Source organism: Kribbella shirazensis (assembly GCF_011761605.1).
Classification (GTDB): Bacteria; Actinomycetota; Actinomycetes; order Propionibacteriales; family Kribbellaceae; genus Kribbella; species Kribbella shirazensis.
This window is the reverse complement of the sequence record NZ_JAASRO010000001.1, coordinates 4,910,609-4,926,736: the sequence shown is the minus strand read 5'-3', so window position 1 is coordinate 4,926,736 and position 16,128 is coordinate 4,910,609. Positions and strand designations below refer to the sequence as shown.

The window sequence follows — 16,128 nt, the reverse complement described above, 5'->3', positions numbered from 1 at the left end:
ATGCCGTCAGTTGCATCAGCCGGCTGCTCGTAGGTCGGGCCAGCTGCGGGTGTCGGTGATCTGCCGCAGGGAACCGATCCGGCCGTCCCTCATGCTCACCACATGGGCGAACGGCGCGCTCCAGCCGTCGCCCCGGTAGTGGCCAAGGACAACGAACTCCCCCGGGCCCACCGGCAGCTTGCGGTCCGGCTCGCAGTGCAGTTCGACGTCCGCCGGGATCCGCCCCCAGACGTTGGCCACCGCCGACTCCCGGCCGCGGAACTCGCGGTCGACCGCCAGCGGAAGTCCCGGGCTCAGTGTCAGCACGAAGTCCTCGTGGAGAGCGCCGAGCAACGCGGCCGGGTCACGATCCGCCAGCGCGGCGTAGAAGTCCTGTACCACTCCAAGTTCTTCAGTCATGGTCTGGAAGCTACGCGCGGCACGGATCCGCCGGCAACGCGAGCTCGGTCACACTTACGTACATGCGTGCATGTATGATTGCTCACGAAGGAGGACGTCATGCCCCCACGACGCACCCAGGCCGAGCGCATCGAGCTCACGCGGAACAAGCTGCTCGAGTCGGCGGCCCGCGGCTTCTCGACGTACGGCTACGGCAACGTGCGCCTCGACGACATCGCTCGCGACGCCGGCTACACCCGCGGCGCCCTGTACCACCTGTTCGCCAACAAGGAAGAGCTCGCGCTCGCGGTGATCGACTGGGTCAGCCGCACCTGGGACGCCGAAGTCGGCGAACCCGCGAAGGACGTCCCCGATCCGGCCGAGCGGCTGCTGTGGACCGCGCAGGCGCACGCCAAGTACGTACGGCGTGACGTCGCCGCCGTACTGATGAGCCTGCGGGTGGAGTTCGCCGGCCGCGATCACCCTGTCGCGCAGGCGCTCACCGACCTGATGGAGCCGCTGAAGGACGATGTCGCGAAGCTGATCACGCGCGGCCGGCGCCTCGGCAGCATTCCGGCAGGGCCTCCACCTCGCGCGCTCGCGTCGGCGTACCTCGGCGTCGTCGAGGGCGTCACGGCCGCCGTCGGCGGGCCACCCCACGACGTCGAGCTCACCCTGCGCGCGGCACGCGGCGTCCTCGGCCTGCCGATCCCGTCCCCACGCGGCTGACTCAACCCTGGGCAGTACTCCCTGTGGCGTCAGGGTTCCCCTGAGGCGTACGGCGTCAGCGGTACGCGAACCGCCTTCGCCTGCCCGACGCGCCGGACCGCCGGCGTCCGCGATCGTACTGGTACATCGATCGCGACAAGGGAGACCACTCATGAATGCCTTGATGTACAAGGGAAATCGGATCGCCGACTGGCTCGGGCGGAGCAGTGTCGACATCCTGCGGATCAGTCTCGGGCTGATCTTCTTCGGCTTCGGCGTACTGAAGTTCTTCCCGGGGGCGAGCCCGGCGGAGGCGCTGGTGATGCGCACCATCGACACCCTCACCCTCGGCGTCGTCGAAGGACGTACGGCGGTATTGGTGACCGCCGCGCTGGAGTGCTTCATCGGACTGACGCTGATCACCGGGCGGCTCCTGCGCACCGGTCTGCTGGTACTCGGGTTCTCACTGCTCGGGATCCTGTCGCCGCTGGTGCTGTTCTTCGGCGATCTGTTCCCCGGCACACCGACCCTCGAGGCGCAGTACGTGCTGAAGGACGTCGTACTCGCGGCCGCCGCTCTGGTCATCGCAGCAAAGGCCCTGAGTTCGCCTGGGAAGCTGACCCGGCCGGCGCAATGAGCGCAGAAGCGGCCCACCATCACAGGCCAGGATTGGCCCACCGATGGCGGGCCGCGGCCGCGTACCGTCAGAAGCCGAACAGGTACTACGACTCTCGCGAGGATCTTCATGCGCGCCATCACAGCCCAGGACCGCGCCGCCGGTGCCGGCGGTCTGTCCCTGACCGACCTGCCGTACCCGCACGCGGCCGAGAACGACGTCATCGTGCGCGTACACGCCGCCGGATTCACCCGCGGCGAGCTGGACTGGCCGGGAACGTGGACCGACCGAGCAGGCCGCGACCGCACGCCGACCGTTCCCGGCCACGAACTGTCGGGTGTCGTCGCGGAGCTCGGCTACGGCACCACCGGGCTCACCGTCGGCCAGCGGGTCTTCGGGCTCGCCGACTGGACCCGCAACGGTTCGCTCGCGGAGTACGTCGCCGTCGAGGCCCGCAACCTGGCGCCGCTGCCCGCGGACGTCGACCACGTCACGGCCGCCGCGCTACCGATCTCCGGTCTCACGGCCTGGCAGGCTCTTTTCGACCACGCGCACCTGAGGACGGGTCAGACCGTCCTGATTCACGGAGTCGCCGGCGCCGTCGGCACCGTCGCCGCGCAACTGGCGAGGGAGGTCGGCGCGTACGTCATCGGCACCGGCCGAGCCTCCCATCGCACCGCCGCCGGCGAGCTGGGCGTCCACAAGTTCGTCGACCTGGACAGCGAGCGACTCGAGGACGCCGGCGACGTGGACGTCGTACTCGACGTCGTCGGCGGCGAGCTCCGCGATCGCTCCACCGCGCTCGTACGTCCCGGCGGAACCCTGGTCACCATCGCCGACCCGCCGACCGTGCACCCCAGCGACGGCCGGGCGGTCTTCTTCGTCGTCGAGCCCGACCGCGACCAGCTGGCACAGCTGGCGACCCGGCTCGGCGACGGCCGCCTCGTCCCCCGCGTCACAACGGTCCGCCCCTTGGCCGACGCTCCGACGGCTTTCACCGAACCCGGCAGGACGATCATCAGGATGATGTAGTCGGACTACGGTGCCGTCAGCGCGGAGATCATGCGCTGGCGGGATCGGTAGTAGTGGTCCGGGTCGAGGACCGGGCGATTGAAGCGCAGCGTGCGGTCCGGGTCGATGATGTCCAAGGCGGCCGCGTTGCCGTGGGCCGCCCGTACGGCCTGCAGGGCGCGGTGGTCCCACATCGCCTGCGCGAAGACGCGATGGCGGAGCGACGGCCACGGTGTACCGTCCGGGCCGGGATAGACGGCGAACGGGTCGCCCGACGGGAACGCACCTCCGGCCGAGGTGTCCGCGAACGGGTCGATCCGCCGGATCGCGTGCCAGGTGTACCAGAAGTTGAAGCCCCAGTGGAGGAATCCGTCCACTCCAGACGCGAACAGCTGGTGCCCGATCGCGCGGTTGCGCGCCGACGGCATCCCGATGAACCGGTTGGCGACGTCGCGGTCCTGGGAGACGCAGTAGTACACCCAGAGACGCTCCGGCCGCTCCGCCAGGAACGGTTCGACGTGATCGGTCGCGACGACAGGCAAGGCGACGGCACCCGATGTGTAGAACGAGTGCTCGCTGAGCGCGTCGACGACCGTCCAGCCCTTGAGGAGATCGGCGACGACCTCCTTCGCGGCGAGATAGCTCGCCAGCCCCTCCTCACCGGATGGCTCGTCCGAGATGTGGAAGACCACGTGCTCGCGGTCCCATTCCTCGTCGAGGACGGCCTGCAGCGCCGGAAGCAGCGCCTCCATCAATTCGCGGTACCGCACGTCGGTCGCGGCGACGTCCCACCCGAAGGCGCGCCGAGGTTCCGCACCGTCCTGGCTCACGACGATGCCGGGCGTGGCCTTCGCGCCCCACTGGGTGAACAGGTGCGCGACCTCGACCCCGGTGATTCCGGTACGCCGGCACAGGTCGAGCCACCGCCGGAGCCGATCGAAGCCGAACCGGTACCCCTCCCCCGTCGCCGTGATGTCGATCAGCTGTACGACGGTGCGGTACGAGCCGATCGCGGTGTCGAGAGGCGGTGTCCAGACCGGTGCGAGCAGCGACGTCGCACCCATCTCGGCCGCGGACGCCATGAAGCGCTCCACCATCGCCCAATGCTCTTCGCTGAACACCTCGACGCCGTAGTGATCGGCGAGCGCGTCGAGGTGCATCCAGTGGCTCGACACGATGTCGAGCGGCGGCAACGCGATGTCCGCGAGCTCGACGGCAACCTGCTCGCGGTGCAGCTCGGAGCCGTCGGGCGAGGTCATCACGATCGTGAGTTCGTGGACGCCGGTTCGCTCCGGGTCGGTCGTGGTGACGTCGAACCACAACGCTCCCCAGCCGCCGAATCGCACCGGCGCTTCACCGTTCTGCACCGGGCGCAGGACGTCCGGATACAAGCCGGGTTCGTCGTACTCGTATCCGTCGTCGTGTCCCGGGAGGGCAACGAAGGAACACGGCACGAGGTCGACGTACGACACAGTCACCAGGTCGGCTGCGGCGCCCTCGACCCGGACCTGCAGCGGGCTCGGGTTGCGGAAGGTCGGGTCGAGCGGAGGGCGGTACGCCAGCTGGAAGGACGCCGGCTCACCGAGGAAGGCCTGGAACCTGGTGCCGGCGGTCACCGGCCGCGGGTCCCGCACCGGGTGCACCTTCGCCAGCGCATCGCAGACAACGAACTCCCACGTCGCGGTCACAGCGGACCACTCCTTCCGGCAGCATCCCGATTGCGTGATATTGACCTCTATGATGCAGATTCAAACACCAATGCACAACGGGGATGGTGGACGCTGTGGGCGGATCAGCGCAGGACCGGCGTGCTCTCGTGTGCGTCGGTGATCTCGTCGAGGACGTCGTGGTCTGGCCGGACGGTGCGACCAGGTACGGCACCGACAACCCGGCGCGGATCCATCGGGCGCGCGGTGGTGCGGCCGCCAACGTCGCGGTCTTCGCGAGCAGGGTCGGGACGTCGGCGCGGTTCGTCGGGCGGGTGGGTGACGATCCCGCCGGCGCGGCGTTGGTACGAGAGTTGGTCGAGGCCGGCGTCGACGCGAAGGTCCAGCGTCATGGACGGACCGGGACGATCGTGGTCGTCGTCGACGGGTCGGGTGAACGCACGATGTACCCCGATCGTGCGGCGGCGGCTCAGCTGAACGACGTACCCGACGACTGGTTCTCCGGAGCGAGGGCCGTGCATCTCTCGGCCTACTCCCTGACCGGTCCGCCGCTGTCCGTCCTTCGCCGGGCATCCGTCATCGGGCACGCCGAAGGGGCCGTACTCACCATCGACGCGTCCTCGGTCGCACTGATCGACGCGATCGGCCCGGCCCTTTTCCGTGATCTGGTCGGAGCCCTCGACCCGACGTACGTCTTCGCGAACGGCGTGGAGGCCGACGCGGCCGACCTGCGGGCCCTGGCCTCGGAGAGTACGACGGTGGTGGTCAAGCACGGCGTGGCCGCGACCGAGATCCACGGCACGCGGTCGGCCACCGTACCGGTGCCGCCGGCCGACGACGTGCGCGACACGACCGGGGCGGGCGACGCGTTCACGGCCGGCTTCCTGTCCGCCGTACTCGACGGAGCCGATCCCGTCGAGGCGACCGAGGCGGGTCATACCCTTGCCAGGCAGGTGCTCGGCAACCCCGGCGCCACGCTGCAAGCAAGCGGCAGGAAGCGAACGGCCGCGCCGAAGAGAACGGAGCTGTCCGGTGATTGAGCCCAGTGTGTCCGACGAGGTGGCGCAGGCCTTGGCGGAGAACCGCGCGGTGGTAGCGCTCGAGTCGACCATCTTCTCCAACCTCGGCCTCCCGGCCCCCGCGAACGCCGACGCGCTCGAGCTCTGCACAGAGGCCGTCCGTGCCCACGGCGCCGTACCTGCCGTGACGGCGATCCTGGACGGCCGACCGCACGTCGGGCTCTCCCCGGACCAGGAGAAGCGGGTGCTGCAGGGCAACCGCAAGGTCGCCGAGCGGGACCTCGCAGTGGCGCAGGCACAGCGATGGGAAGTCGGTGTCACCACCGTCTCGGCCACGGTCGCCCTGGCCCACGCCGTCGGCATCTCGGTGTTCGCCACCGGCGGCATCGGCGGTGTCCATCGCGGATCGGAGGTCACCGGTGACATCTCGGCCGACCTCGACGCGATCGCCAACCACCCGGTCATCACCGTTTGCGCCGGCGCGAAGGCGTTCCTCGACCTGCCGCGCACACTGGAGTACCTCGAGACGGCCGGCGTTCCCGTGCTGGGTTGGCAGCACGACTGGTTCCCGGCCTTCTACACGCGATCGAGCGGCCTGCCGATCCCCCATCGCGTCGACGAGGAGCAGGCGGTCTGCGACGTACTCCGTTTCCGCGCCAGGCCGGCCACCGGCGTGCTGCTGACCGCTCCGATCCCTGTCGAGGACGAGATCCCGGCGGAGCGCATCGACGCCGTCCTCACGTCCGCGCTGGAAGCGAGTGCCCAAGCGGGAGTCGCGGGCCCCGCCGTCACGCCGTACGTCCTCGCCCGGATCGAGAAGGAGACCGACGGCGAGAGCATTCCCGCCAACCTGGCCTTGGCCCGCAACAACGCCGCCCTCGCAGCCCGGATCGCCAGCACGCTCGCCACTGTGTGATCCAGTCGCTCAGTCGAGCATGGTCTCCACGATGGTCGTCATGCGGTCGACCGGGATCGCGAAGCCGATGCCGATGTTGCCGGAGCGGGAGGAGCCCAGGGTGGCGATGGCGGTGTTGACGCCGACGACCTGACCGGCAGAGTTCACCAACGGCCCGCCGGAGTTGCCGGGGTTGATCGCGGCGTCGGTCTGGATCGCCGACTGGCGGGCGCCGTCGTTGCCGAAGCGGGCCTGGCGGTTGACCGCGCTGACGATGCCGGCGGTCACCGTTCCTTCCAGGCCGAGCGGTGATCCGACGGCCAGCACCGGGTCGCCGACCCGCAGTTGCGCGGACCGGCCGAGCGTGAGCGCACGCAGTCCCTCGGCATCGGATGCCGAGACCTGGAGTACGGCGAGATCGTTGTCCGGGTCGGATCCGACCACGTCCGCGTTGACCCTCCGCCCGTTCGACAGGACCAGGGATACATCAGTGGCTCCTTCCACCACGTGTGCGTTGGTCACCACATGTCCTTGCTGGTCGATCGCGAAGCCGGACCCGGTCGCGCGTCCGGCGCGTACCGACACCACTCCCGGCAGCACGCTCGCCGCCGCGGCGGAGATCGAGCCCTGCGCCGCCGCGGGTGGCGCGGCGGCCTGCGGCAGGTCGACGGCGGTGGACGCAGTACCGCGGTCGCCAGTCACCGCACCGGCCAGTCCTCCCGCGGCGATGGACAGCGCGAGCGTGCCGACGAAGAAGCCGGCCCGGCGGCGACCCGAACCGCGCTCCGCGGTCGGGGCGCCGACGGGAGGAACAGCACGGCCGTCCGTCACCCCGGCCGGAGGTGCCGCCACCGGCGAGGGGGGTCCCGCAGCGGTGACCGGGGTGACGGAGTCGGTGGGCCGTGGGCCGGGCAGGTAGTCCGGCCCACGGAAGGGATGGCCGAGGTGTGGAGGCATGTGTGGCTCCTACTCAGGGAAGTCGGGAGAACCAGAGCAAGGAGGCGAGGGCGGCGAGCAAGGCTGCGGCCAGGGCCCCTCCTGCTACCAGGTTGGTGATCTCGCGCGGCTCGGTGGTCCAGCCGATCGAGGACTGCAGGTCGGAGTACACATCGCGGAGTTGCTCGTCGCTCGCGGCCTCGTAGAACGTGCCGCTGGTCGTGTTCGCAAGCGCTTGCAGGGCCTCGGTGTCGGCGGGTACCGGGATGTCCCGGCCCTCGAGGTTCACCGTGCCCTCGGCGGTGCCGTACGCGATCGTCGACACCGGTACGCCGGCCTGCGCCGCCGCCTCGGCGGCCTGCTCGACCGGCCGGCCGGCCGTGTTGCCGCCGTCGGACAGCAGCACGATCCGGCTCGGCGGCGGATCGTCGGGATCGATCGTCCGCACCGCCTGCAGGCTGGTCAGTACGGCGTCCCCGATCGCGGTCGAGTCGCTCAGCTGCAGACTGTTGATCGCGTTCACGGTCGCCTGGTGATCGGTGCTCGGCGCGGCCACCACGGTCGCCGTCCGCGCGAACGACACCAGGCCGACGTTGAACTGCTCCGGCAGCTCCTCGACGAAGTCCGTCGCGGCCTGCTTGGCGACCTCGAACCGGTTCGGCGCGACGTCGGTGGCGGCCATCGAGTTCGACACGTCCATCGCGACCAGCACCGTCGCCCGTTCGCGCGGGACGCGGATCTCGGTCACCGGCCGCGCGATCGCGATCGTCAGCACGGTGAGCGCGGCGAGGAAGGCCGCGGCCGGCGCGTGCCGGCGCCAGCCGGGCCGCTGCGGCGCGACCTTCTCCAGCATCGGGAGGGTCGCGAAACGTACGGCGTACTTGGTCCGGCGCCGCTGCGCGATCAGGTACGCGACCACGAGGGCCGCGACCAGCACGAGTAGCCAGAGCCAGAGGGGTTGCTCGAATCTCATCGGATACCGGTCCTCCCGGTAGGATGCCGTCGGACGCCGGCCCGGCGACGCGCGGTGGCGAAGGCTGCGACGTCACGGACCCAGTCCTGATCGGTGCGCAGTACCAAATGGGCCGCGCCGGCGGACCGGATCGCCCGGGTGGTCTGTTCGCGGTGCGCGGCGATGGCGTCGGCGTACCGGCGGCGGAGTTTGCGGTTGGCGGTCTGGATCTCCCGGCGGCGGCCCGTCTCCGGGTCGACGAGCGTGAGCAGGCCGACGTCGGGAAGCTCCAGTTCCCGCGGATCCAGGACCTCCACCGCGATGACTTCGTGGCGGGCGGTCAGTCGCCGCAGGGGATCTGCCCAGTTGTCCTCGTGGAAGTCGGACACGACGACGCGCAGGCCAGGGCGGGTGTGCTCGCGGTCGAGCCGGCTGATCGCGCGGCCCAGATCCGTCCTCGGGACGGCCCCGGGTGTTGCCCGGGGCAACGACAGGAGGGTCCGCAGCGATCGGCGGAGCTGGACGGCGCCGCCGGCCGCGGGCAGCCGGCGCAGTTCGTCGCCCAGGGCGATGCGGATCCCGAGCCGGTTGCCGGGACGATCGGCCAGCAGACCGACCGCCCCGACCACCGCGATCGCGAGGTCGCGCTTCTCGCTCGACGCGGTCCCGAAGTCCATGCTCGCCGACGCGTCCAGCAACGCCCAGGTCTCCAGCTCCCGCTCGGCCAACGGCGCGCGCACATGCGGCTCCGACGACCGAGCGGTCACGTTCCAGTCCATCCGTCGTACGTCGTCCTGGCCCGCCTGGTACGGACGTGCCTCGTTCGGCTCGCTGCCGGGACCGGTACGCAACCCGGTGATCTCACCGTGCAGGAACCCTTCGAGCTTGCGCTTCACCGACAGCTCCAGCGCGCGCAACGCCCGCTCCCGGCCCGCCAGTAGGTCGGTCACGCCGCAGATCCTTGGGCGTCGTCGGCCGGCACCACGTGCGGCTGCTCGATCGTGTGCAGGATGCGCGCCACGACCGAACGCGGATCGACCCCGTCGGCCAGCGCGTCGAAGGTCAGCACCAACCGGTGCGCCATCACGTCGAGCGCCACGTCGTACACATCAGCCGGCAGCACGTAGTCGCGCCCGCGCAGCAACGCCAGCGCCCGGCCGGCCGCGACGAGACCCAGAGTCGCCCGCGGGCTCGCCCCGAACTCCAGTACTCCGGCAAGATCGTGGATCCCGTACTGCTCCGGCGCCCGGGTCGCGTGCACCAGTCGCACGACGTACTCCGCCACGGCGTTGTGGACGAAGACGTCTTCCGTTGCCTCCTGCAACTGCGAGACCTGTTCCGGAGACAGTACGGCGCTCGCGTGCGGACGATGCGCGCTCATCCGCTGCAGGATCGTCAGTTCCTCCAACGGTGTCGGGTAGTCGACCGTGATCTTGAGCAGGAACCGGTCCCGCTGCGCCTCCGGCAGCGCGTACACGCCATCGGACTCGATCGGGTTCTGCGTCGCCAGGACCAGGAACGGTTCCGGCAGCCGGTACGACGTGCCGCCGATGCTGACCTGGTGCTCGGCCATTGCCTCCAGCAGCGCCGACTGCACCTTCGCCGGCGCCCGATTGATCTCGTCGGCAAGCACGAGGTTGGCGAACACCGGGCCGAGCTCGGTGTCGAACCCCTCCGTCGACGGCCGCCAGATCCGGGTGCCCATGATGTCGCCGGGCACCAGGTCGGGGGTGAACTGCAGCCGGGCGAACCGGCCGCCGATCACCTCCGCCAGCGTCCGGACGGCGAGCGTCTTCGCGACACCAGGCACCCCTTCGAGCAGACAGTGGCCACGGGCAAGCAACCCGACCAGCATCCGCTCGACCAGGTGGTCCTGCCCGACGACGACCCGCTTCACCTCGAACAGCGCGTGCTCGAGCACGGCGTTGATTCCGGCGGGCGGGGCCGTCGCAGCGCTCCGTGGGTGGGACTCGGTCATGCGTTACCAGCCGGGTTCTGCTCCGAGGGCTGGGTCGGCTGCTCGGCCTGGCCCTGCTCGCCCTGGCCCTGGCCGTTCTTCTCCGGGCAGTCCTCCCGCGTGCCGTTCTCCTGCGTGCCGTTCTCCTGCGACGGCGACGGTGTCGTCGCACCGTCCTCGACGACGACGTACCCCTGCTCCGGGGTCGGATCGCCGCCGGCCGCGTAGGCCACCCCGCCGATACCGAGCGCCGCGACCGCGACCGCACTGCCGACAATCAGCCGCTTGCCTGGGATATTCATCCGAGATCTCCTTCTGGTCGATTGGCCACAGCTCATCAAGCGGGTACGAAAACGACCGGAAAGCGGAGCGAAAGTCCGGCGAAAGAGCACACCCGCGGAGTTCGCGTCCCCCGCTACCTTGGTGGCGTGCGACTACTCGTGGTGGAGGACGAAGAAGGCCTGGTCAGCGCGTTGCGCTCCGGACTCGGCCGGGCCGGGTACGCCGTCGACGCGGCGACCACCGGTGCCGAGGCGACGGAGAAGCTCGCGACCACGGCGTACGACCTGGCGATCCTCGACATCACACTGCCGGACACCAGCGGCCTCGACCTGTGCCGCGCGGTCCGCCGGGGCGAGATCGAGGTGGCGTCGGGCCGGGAGCTACGGGTGCTGATGCTGACTGCCCGCGCCTCGCTGGCCGACCGTGTCCGCGGACTCGACGAAGGGGCGGACGACTACCTGACCAAGCCGTTCGCGCTGGTCGAACTCCTCGCGAGGATCCGCGCGCTGCTGCGCCGCGACGTCACGAACGGCACCACCCAGCTGCACGTCGGCGACCTGGTCCTCGACTCGTCCCGCCATCTCGTCACCCGGTCCGGTCGCGAGCTGTCGCTGACGTTGAAGGAGTTCGGCGTACTGCGGTATCTGATGTCGCGACCCGGCCACGTCGTCTCGGCCGAGGAGCTGCTCGAGCACGTCTGGGACGAGAACGCGGACCCGTTCACCCAGAGCGTCCGCGTGACCGTCGGAACCCTTCGCCGCAAGCTCACCCGGAACGGCGAGGAGCCGGTCCTGGAAACGGTGATCGGCCGCGGCTACCGCCTCAGAGGTGACTCATGAAACTCCCGCTGACGTTGCCGCCCTGGGCGCAGACGATCCGGTTCCGGCTCACGCTCACCTACTCCGCCGTCCTGATCGCGCTGTCGGCGCTGCTGCTCGGCGGCGTGTACGTCGCCCTGTCGCAGATCCTCGACCCGGAACCGCTGAACCAGATCGAGGTCCAGAAGTGGTACAAGGACGCCCACGGCAAGTACCAGATCAAGCCCGGCCAGACGATCCAGGCCGCGGAGATCTCCAGCGTGCAGGACGCGGTCAACTACCAGACCTTGCAGACCCTGCGGAACTACTCGGTCGCGGGGATCGGTGGCCTGTTCCTCGTCAGCCTCGGCACCGGCTGGTGGTTGTCCGGTCGCGCGCTGCGGCCGGTACGCCGGATCACCACGACCGCCCGTGAGATCTCCGCGACCGATCTGACCCGCCGGATCGCCCTCGACGGCCCGCAGGACGAGCTGCGCAACCTCGCCGACACCGTGGACGACATGCTCGAGCGGCTCGAATCGGCGTTCCTCGCGCAACGGCAACTCGTCGACGACGCGTCCCACGAGCTGCGCAACCCGCTCGCCGTCATCCAGGCGAACGTCGACGCCGTCCTCGCCCACGACGACACGCCGCCCCAGGACCGGGCCCAGGCAACCGCGATCGTGAGCCGCGCGATCCAGCGGATGACCCGGCTCGTCGAGGACCTGCTCGCGTCCGCGCGCCGGTCGTCACCGGCCTTCGTGGACGCCGACGTCGACCTGGCCGCGATCGCCGGCGAAGCGGCCGAGGAACACGAACTGCTCGCAGCCGATCGCGAGTTGCGTGTCGTACGACGCCTCTCCCCCGGACCGATCGCCGCCGGCGACGCCTCCGCCCTGCGGCGCGCCGTGGACAACCTGCTCTCGAACGCGGTCCGGCTGGCCCGCGGCGGCAGCGAACTCGTCGTCGCCGTCGGCAGCAGCAACGGCTGGGCGTGGATCGCCGTACGGGACGAGGGCCCTGGGATCGCCGAGGCCGACGCGGACCGCGTCTTCGACCGGTTCTTCCGGGGCGGCCAGCAACAGCCACCCGCCACCGTGCCGTCCACGGGTCAGCGCCGGGCCGGCCTCGGACTCGCCATCGTCCGGCAGATCGCCGAGTCCCACGGGGGAACCGTCGCGCTGCACTCCGAGGTCGGCGTCGGCAGCACGTTCGTGCTCTGGCTGCCGGAGCGCTCGCTCACCAACACCACGCGGCGCTCCCCCACCCCGCCCGACGAAGACCCGCTCGGCCCGCGTCGCTGACAGCTCAGCCGAGGAGGCCGTCGTCGATGCGGTAGAACCGGCGAGCCGTGCCCGAGTAGATCTCTTCCCGGTCGGCGTCGGACAGCGACGAGAGGGCATCGGACAGCCCGGTGAAGACGCGGTCGTAGCCGCCTTCGGAGGTGGAGATCGGCCAGTCGCCGCCGTACATGAGCCGGCTCGGGGTGAAGACCTCCACCGCCCGGTCCACGAACGGCCGGACCGACTCCCAGGTCCCCGTGCCGGGATAGAGACCGGAGATCTTGGCGTGGACGAGCGGATTCTCGGCCGCGGTCGCGATGAGGGTCCACCACGGCTCGCGGTCGGCCTCGCCGATCGGCGGCTTGGCGAGGTGGTCGATCACGATCCGCAGGTCGGGATGACGTTCGGACAAGGTCGGCACGTGTTCGAGGTGGCGCGGCAGTACGGCGACGTAGTCGAACGTCACGTCCGCCTGCTCGAGGACCGACAGCCCCTCGTCGACCTCGGGCCGCAGGATCCAGTCCGGATCGGGCAGGTCATGGATGAGATTGCGGATCCCGACCACCCGCGGGTCCTTCCGCAGCTCCGCGAGGCGTTCGGCGGCGCGGTCCGGACGGTCGAGCGGCACGTACGCCACGATCGCCGCGACCTCCGGATGCTGCGACGCCACCTCGAGCATCAGGTCGGTGTCGCCGTCGTGATCGTCCGACTGGACCAGCACCGTCGCGTCGACACCGTTGCGGACCAGGTGCGGGCGCAGCTCCTCGAAGGTGAAAGTGCGGTTCCACTGCGGCACGTGCGGACCGAGCCATTGGTACGGCGAACGGTCCAGGTCCCAGACGTGCTGGTGTGCGTCGATGATCATGCCGGACCTCGCTTGTCGACCAGGTAGAGATGAGTGAGGACGAGAACCGTATCCGCCCGCTGGTTGGTCACGCTGACCAGCTCGTGCACATAGCCGTGGGTGCCGGGCATCCGCTTGTGGTCGGACTTCTCGGTGATCTCCGCGGTCACGGTGATCGTGTCGCCGATGAAGACCGGCTTGATGAAGCGGATCTTGTCGTACCCGTACGACATCGACCGCGGATTGATGTCGCCCGCGGTCATGCCCACGGCCACGGACAGGATGAGGGTTCCGTGCGCGATCCGCTGCCCGGCCGGCTGCGTCGCCATCCACTCCGCGTCCATGTGGTGCGGGAAGAAGTCGCCGGTCTGCCCGGCGTGCAGCACGATGTCGGCCTCGGTGATCGTGCGTCCGACGGTGGTCCGGCTCTCGCCGATCTCGTAGTCCTCGAACCAGCGTTCCGCGACCTTCATCGCCCTTCCTCCTGCAATTGCTCAGTCGCCAGCAATTGTTCGGCGAGCTCGTTCGCGCGCCGTACCAGCTCGGCATCGGTCGTCTCGCCCCGCAGGGCCGCAGTGACCCACGGCGACACGACGTCCTGGAACTCCATGTAGCCCGCCGTCCGCGGCCGCACCCAGGCCCCGTCCAGGGTCTGCCTGGTCCCGCGGAAGAAGTCCCACGAGTCCTCGTTGAGGCGGTCGTCGTCCCACGATGCCGCGTAGCCCGGCTGGCCGCCCGCGTCGTAGTACACCCCGGACTGGACCTCCGGCGACGCCAGCCAGACCGCGTACGCACGGGCCGCGTCGAGTTCCTTCGTGTACGCCGAGACCGCGATCCCGGCACCGCCGAGCTGCGATCCCGCGACGCCGCGCGATCCGGCCGGGATGTCGACGTACTTGAGCCGATGCGGGCGGAAGCCACGCCGGGAGTAGTTCGAGTAGCCGTACGCGAGCGGCGCGTACGCCCAACCGTCGTCGCCCACCAGCGCCTCGGCGACCTCGATCGGATTCGCCGCGAGGCACCACTCGGGGACGTGCTCGGCGAGGCGGTGCATCAGGTCGAGTACGGCGCCGGCGTCCTCCTCGGCGAGGAATCGGCCCGGCTCGGCCGCGACCGGCGTACCGCGGTTGGCCGCCAGGGTGCACAGCGTCGAGTACGCGTCGATCGGCTTCGCGGGCCACAGCACCCGGCCGTCGCGCGCCAGGTCGAGTACGCCGTCCCAGTCCGTCGGTGGTGCCGGCAACAGATCCGGCCGGTGTACGGCGACCTGGGCGGCGGAATCCGTGGCGAGTCCGTACTGGTGGCCGTCGTGCACGTACGACGCATGACTGTTGCCAACGGCATCGGATGCGAGGGCGGCCAGCTGCTCGTCGTGACCGGCACCGTCCAGCGGCGCGAGAAGACCCTCGGCGGCCGCGAGCGGTACGTGCGGATGGTCGATGACGAGCAGGTCGTAGCGGGCCGCCAGCCCAGCGAGGGGCTCGTCGGCGAAGGCCTGGAGCGAGCGGAACTCCCAGTGCACGTCGACACCGGTGAGGCGCGCGTACTCCTTCGCGGCCGCGACCTGGCAGTCGTACCCGCGAGGGTGTTCCCACGTCATGCCACGTAGCGTCGTCATGCGATCTCCTCCACCTGGTCCGGCCCGACAGGCTCGTGCTCGCCCAGCCGAGGGCCAGGGCGTGGATTGGTCAGCCGCTCGCCGTCGATCCTGATCGGGCTCCGCGTGGTGGTCAGTTCGAGGCCGTCCCGGCGGACCTGCTGGGTCATCGCGATCGCCCGGAATCCGTCGTGCTCGACCAGTTCGTCCAGCGTGAGGACCGGCGCGCACCACACGTCCTCGGCGTCGAGAACGGCCAGCCACTCCGCACGGGTCCTGGTCCGGAGTCGCTCCGACAGCAGCTCCTCGATCTCCTCCTGCCGATCCCACCACGACTGCGGGTCGGTCATCGCGGCGACCTCCGGCAACTCGAGCAGCCGGCCGATGGTGGGCACCGGGTTCATCGCGATGGCGAGGTAGCCGTCGCTGGTCGGATAGATCCCGTACGGCGCCGGCAGGAACGCATGGGCCGAGCGGATCCCCTTCCGTCGTACGACGATCGACGGGTCGTTCAACCGCGTGGTCAGCAGCTCGAATTCGAGGTCGAGCAGTGCCTCCAGCAGACTGGTCTGCGCGTGGCCTCCCCGGCCGGTGCGGAAGCGTCGTACCAACAGGGCCGTGATGCCTTGGGCCAGGTGGCAGCTCGCCAGGTGGTCGGCGACCGCCAGGCCGACCGGAACCGGCGGATCGTCGCGCGAGCCGTTCAGCCAGGGCAGTCCGGCGATCGACTGGGCGAGCAGATCCTGACCGGGTCGGTCCTTGAACGGGCCGGTGTCGCCGTACCCGCTGACGCTGCCGTAGACGATGCTGGGGTTGATCCGCCGGACCGTCTCGTAGTCGAGGCCGAGCCGCTCCATCACACCGGGACGGAAGTTCGAGACCACGACGTCGGCCTCCGCGACCAGGCTCTTCACGCGCTCGAGGTCCGCGGGCGCCTTCAGGTCGGCGACCAGGCTCTCCTTGTTCCGGTTCATCGCGTGGAACGACATGCTGTCGCCGGACACCATCCGGCCCGCGAACGCCAGCTGCCGGCCGGCGTCGCCGGTGCCGGGGCGCTCGATCTTGATCACCCGCGCGCCCAGGTCGGCCAGGCGCAGCGCAGCCACCGGTCCGGCCAGGAACTGGCTGAAGTCCAGCACAGTGATCCCGGTCAGGGGAAGTTCGGTCACCACTCGGTTGGTCCTCT

The 16,128-nt window shown here is 70.1% G+C and carries 18 protein-coding genes; 7 read left to right on the top strand and 11 right to left on the bottom strand.

What is annotated here, in order from left to right; all coding sequences use genetic code 11:
- Positions 1-15: 15 nt before the first annotated feature.
- The gene (locus BJY22_RS23785; protein WP_167210260.1) at positions 16-399 is read right to left on the bottom strand and encodes a nuclear transport factor 2 family protein; all 384 of its coding nucleotides are present in this window, start codon (positions 397-399) and stop codon (positions 16-18) included.
- Positions 400-498: 99 nt separating this feature from the next.
- On the opposite strand from BJY22_RS23785, the gene BJY22_RS23780 reads away from it, so the two are divergent.
- From BJY22_RS23780 to BJY22_RS23770, 3 genes are all read left to right on the top strand, one after another.
- Positions 499-1,107: a TetR/AcrR family transcriptional regulator gene (locus tag BJY22_RS23780; protein ID WP_167210258.1), complete on the top strand. Its 609-nt coding sequence runs from the start codon at positions 499-501 to the stop codon at positions 1,105-1,107.
- A gap of 151 nt (positions 1,108-1,258) precedes the next feature.
- Complete coding sequence (locus BJY22_RS23775; RefSeq protein WP_167210256.1) at positions 1,259-1,723, top strand: DoxX family protein; 465 nt, start codon at positions 1,259-1,261, stop codon at positions 1,721-1,723.
- Between the two features lie 108 nt (positions 1,724-1,831).
- Complete coding sequence (locus tag BJY22_RS23770; RefSeq protein WP_167210254.1) at positions 1,832-2,734, top strand: NADP-dependent oxidoreductase; 903 nt, start codon at positions 1,832-1,834, stop codon at positions 2,732-2,734.
- A gap of 5 nt (positions 2,735-2,739) precedes the next feature.
- Here BJY22_RS23770 and BJY22_RS43045 read toward each other — a convergent pair whose 3' ends face one another.
- A complete protein-coding gene (locus BJY22_RS43045; protein WP_202891235.1) occupies positions 2,740-4,401 on the bottom strand; it encodes a glycoside hydrolase domain-containing protein in 1,662 nt (553 codons plus the stop codon).
- A 95-nt stretch (positions 4,402-4,496) separates the two neighbouring features.
- Here BJY22_RS43045 and BJY22_RS23760 point away from each other — a divergent pair, with 95 nt between their 5' ends.
- Together BJY22_RS23760 and BJY22_RS23755 are read left to right on the top strand one after the other, a co-directional pair.
- A complete protein-coding gene (locus BJY22_RS23760) occupies positions 4,497-5,420 on the top strand; it encodes a PfkB family carbohydrate kinase (RefSeq protein WP_167210252.1) in 924 nt (307 codons plus the stop codon).
- The gene (locus BJY22_RS23755) at positions 5,413-6,315 is read left to right on the top strand and encodes a pseudouridine-5'-phosphate glycosidase (RefSeq protein ID WP_167210250.1); all 903 of its coding nucleotides are present in this window, start codon (positions 5,413-5,415) and stop codon (positions 6,313-6,315) included. The genes BJY22_RS23760 and BJY22_RS23755 overlap by 8 nt, the downstream gene beginning before the upstream one ends.
- A 9-nt stretch (positions 6,316-6,324) precedes the next feature.
- On the opposite strand, the gene BJY22_RS23750 is transcribed toward BJY22_RS23755, so the two are convergent.
- Genes BJY22_RS23750 through BJY22_RS23730 form a run of 5 tightly spaced genes read right to left on the bottom strand, consistent with a single transcriptional unit; the run spans position 6,325 to position 10,441 of the window.
- Positions 6,325-7,251: a S1C family serine protease gene (locus BJY22_RS23750; protein WP_167210248.1), complete on the bottom strand. Its 927-nt coding sequence runs from the start codon at positions 7,249-7,251 to the stop codon at positions 6,325-6,327.
- Positions 7,252-7,264: 13 nt separating this feature from the next.
- On the bottom strand, positions 7,265-8,203 hold the full coding sequence (locus tag BJY22_RS23745) for a VWA domain-containing protein (protein WP_167210246.1): 939 nt from the start codon (positions 8,201-8,203) through the stop codon (positions 7,265-7,267).
- Positions 8,200-9,132: a DUF58 domain-containing protein gene (locus tag BJY22_RS23740; protein ID WP_167210244.1), complete on the bottom strand. Its 933-nt coding sequence runs from the start codon at positions 9,130-9,132 to the stop codon at positions 8,200-8,202. Before BJY22_RS23740 ends, BJY22_RS23745 begins: the two co-directional genes overlap by 4 nt.
- Positions 9,129-10,160: an AAA family ATPase gene (locus BJY22_RS23735; protein ID WP_202891233.1), complete on the bottom strand. Its 1,032-nt coding sequence runs from the start codon at positions 10,158-10,160 to the stop codon at positions 9,129-9,131. Before BJY22_RS23735 ends, BJY22_RS23740 begins: the two co-directional genes overlap by 4 nt.
- Positions 10,157-10,441, bottom strand: a complete 285-nt coding sequence (locus BJY22_RS23730; protein WP_167210242.1) for a hypothetical protein — start codon at positions 10,439-10,441, stop codon at positions 10,157-10,159. The genes BJY22_RS23735 and BJY22_RS23730 overlap by 4 nt, the downstream gene beginning before the upstream one ends.
- A gap of 126 nt (positions 10,442-10,567) precedes the next feature.
- On the opposite strand from BJY22_RS23730, the gene BJY22_RS23725 reads away from it, so the two are divergent.
- Complete coding sequence (locus BJY22_RS23725) at positions 10,568-11,260, top strand: response regulator (RefSeq protein WP_167210240.1); 693 nt, start codon at positions 10,568-10,570, stop codon at positions 11,258-11,260.
- Positions 11,257-12,522 carry a sensor histidine kinase gene (locus BJY22_RS23720; RefSeq protein WP_167210238.1) on the top strand — a complete coding sequence of 422 codons (1,266 nt, stop codon included), beginning with the start codon at positions 11,257-11,259 and terminating at the stop codon, positions 12,520-12,522. Before BJY22_RS23725 ends, BJY22_RS23720 begins: the two co-directional genes overlap by 4 nt.
- A 4-nt stretch (positions 12,523-12,526) precedes the next feature.
- Here the strand turns inward: BJY22_RS23720 and BJY22_RS23715 are convergent, their stop codons facing one another.
- Genes BJY22_RS23715 through BJY22_RS23700 form a run of 4 tightly spaced genes read right to left on the bottom strand, consistent with a single transcriptional unit; the run spans position 12,527 to position 16,111 of the window.
- Positions 12,527-13,366 (bottom strand): amidohydrolase family protein, encoded by an 840-nt coding sequence (locus BJY22_RS23715; RefSeq protein ID WP_167210236.1) that lies wholly within the window; start codon positions 13,364-13,366, stop codon positions 12,527-12,529.
- On the bottom strand, positions 13,363-13,818 hold the full coding sequence (locus tag BJY22_RS23710; protein WP_167210234.1) for a MaoC family dehydratase: 456 nt from the start codon (positions 13,816-13,818) through the stop codon (positions 13,363-13,365). The genes BJY22_RS23715 and BJY22_RS23710 overlap by 4 nt, the downstream gene beginning before the upstream one ends.
- The gene (locus BJY22_RS23705; protein WP_167210232.1) at positions 13,815-14,963 is read right to left on the bottom strand and encodes an extracellular solute-binding protein; all 1,149 of its coding nucleotides are present in this window, start codon (positions 14,961-14,963) and stop codon (positions 13,815-13,817) included. The genes BJY22_RS23710 and BJY22_RS23705 overlap by 4 nt, the downstream gene beginning before the upstream one ends.
- Positions 14,960-16,111: a CaiB/BaiF CoA transferase family protein gene (locus tag BJY22_RS23700; RefSeq protein WP_337758890.1), complete on the bottom strand. Its 1,152-nt coding sequence runs from the start codon at positions 16,109-16,111 to the stop codon at positions 14,960-14,962. The genes BJY22_RS23705 and BJY22_RS23700 overlap by 4 nt, the downstream gene beginning before the upstream one ends.
- Positions 16,112-16,128 lie beyond the last annotated feature (17 nt).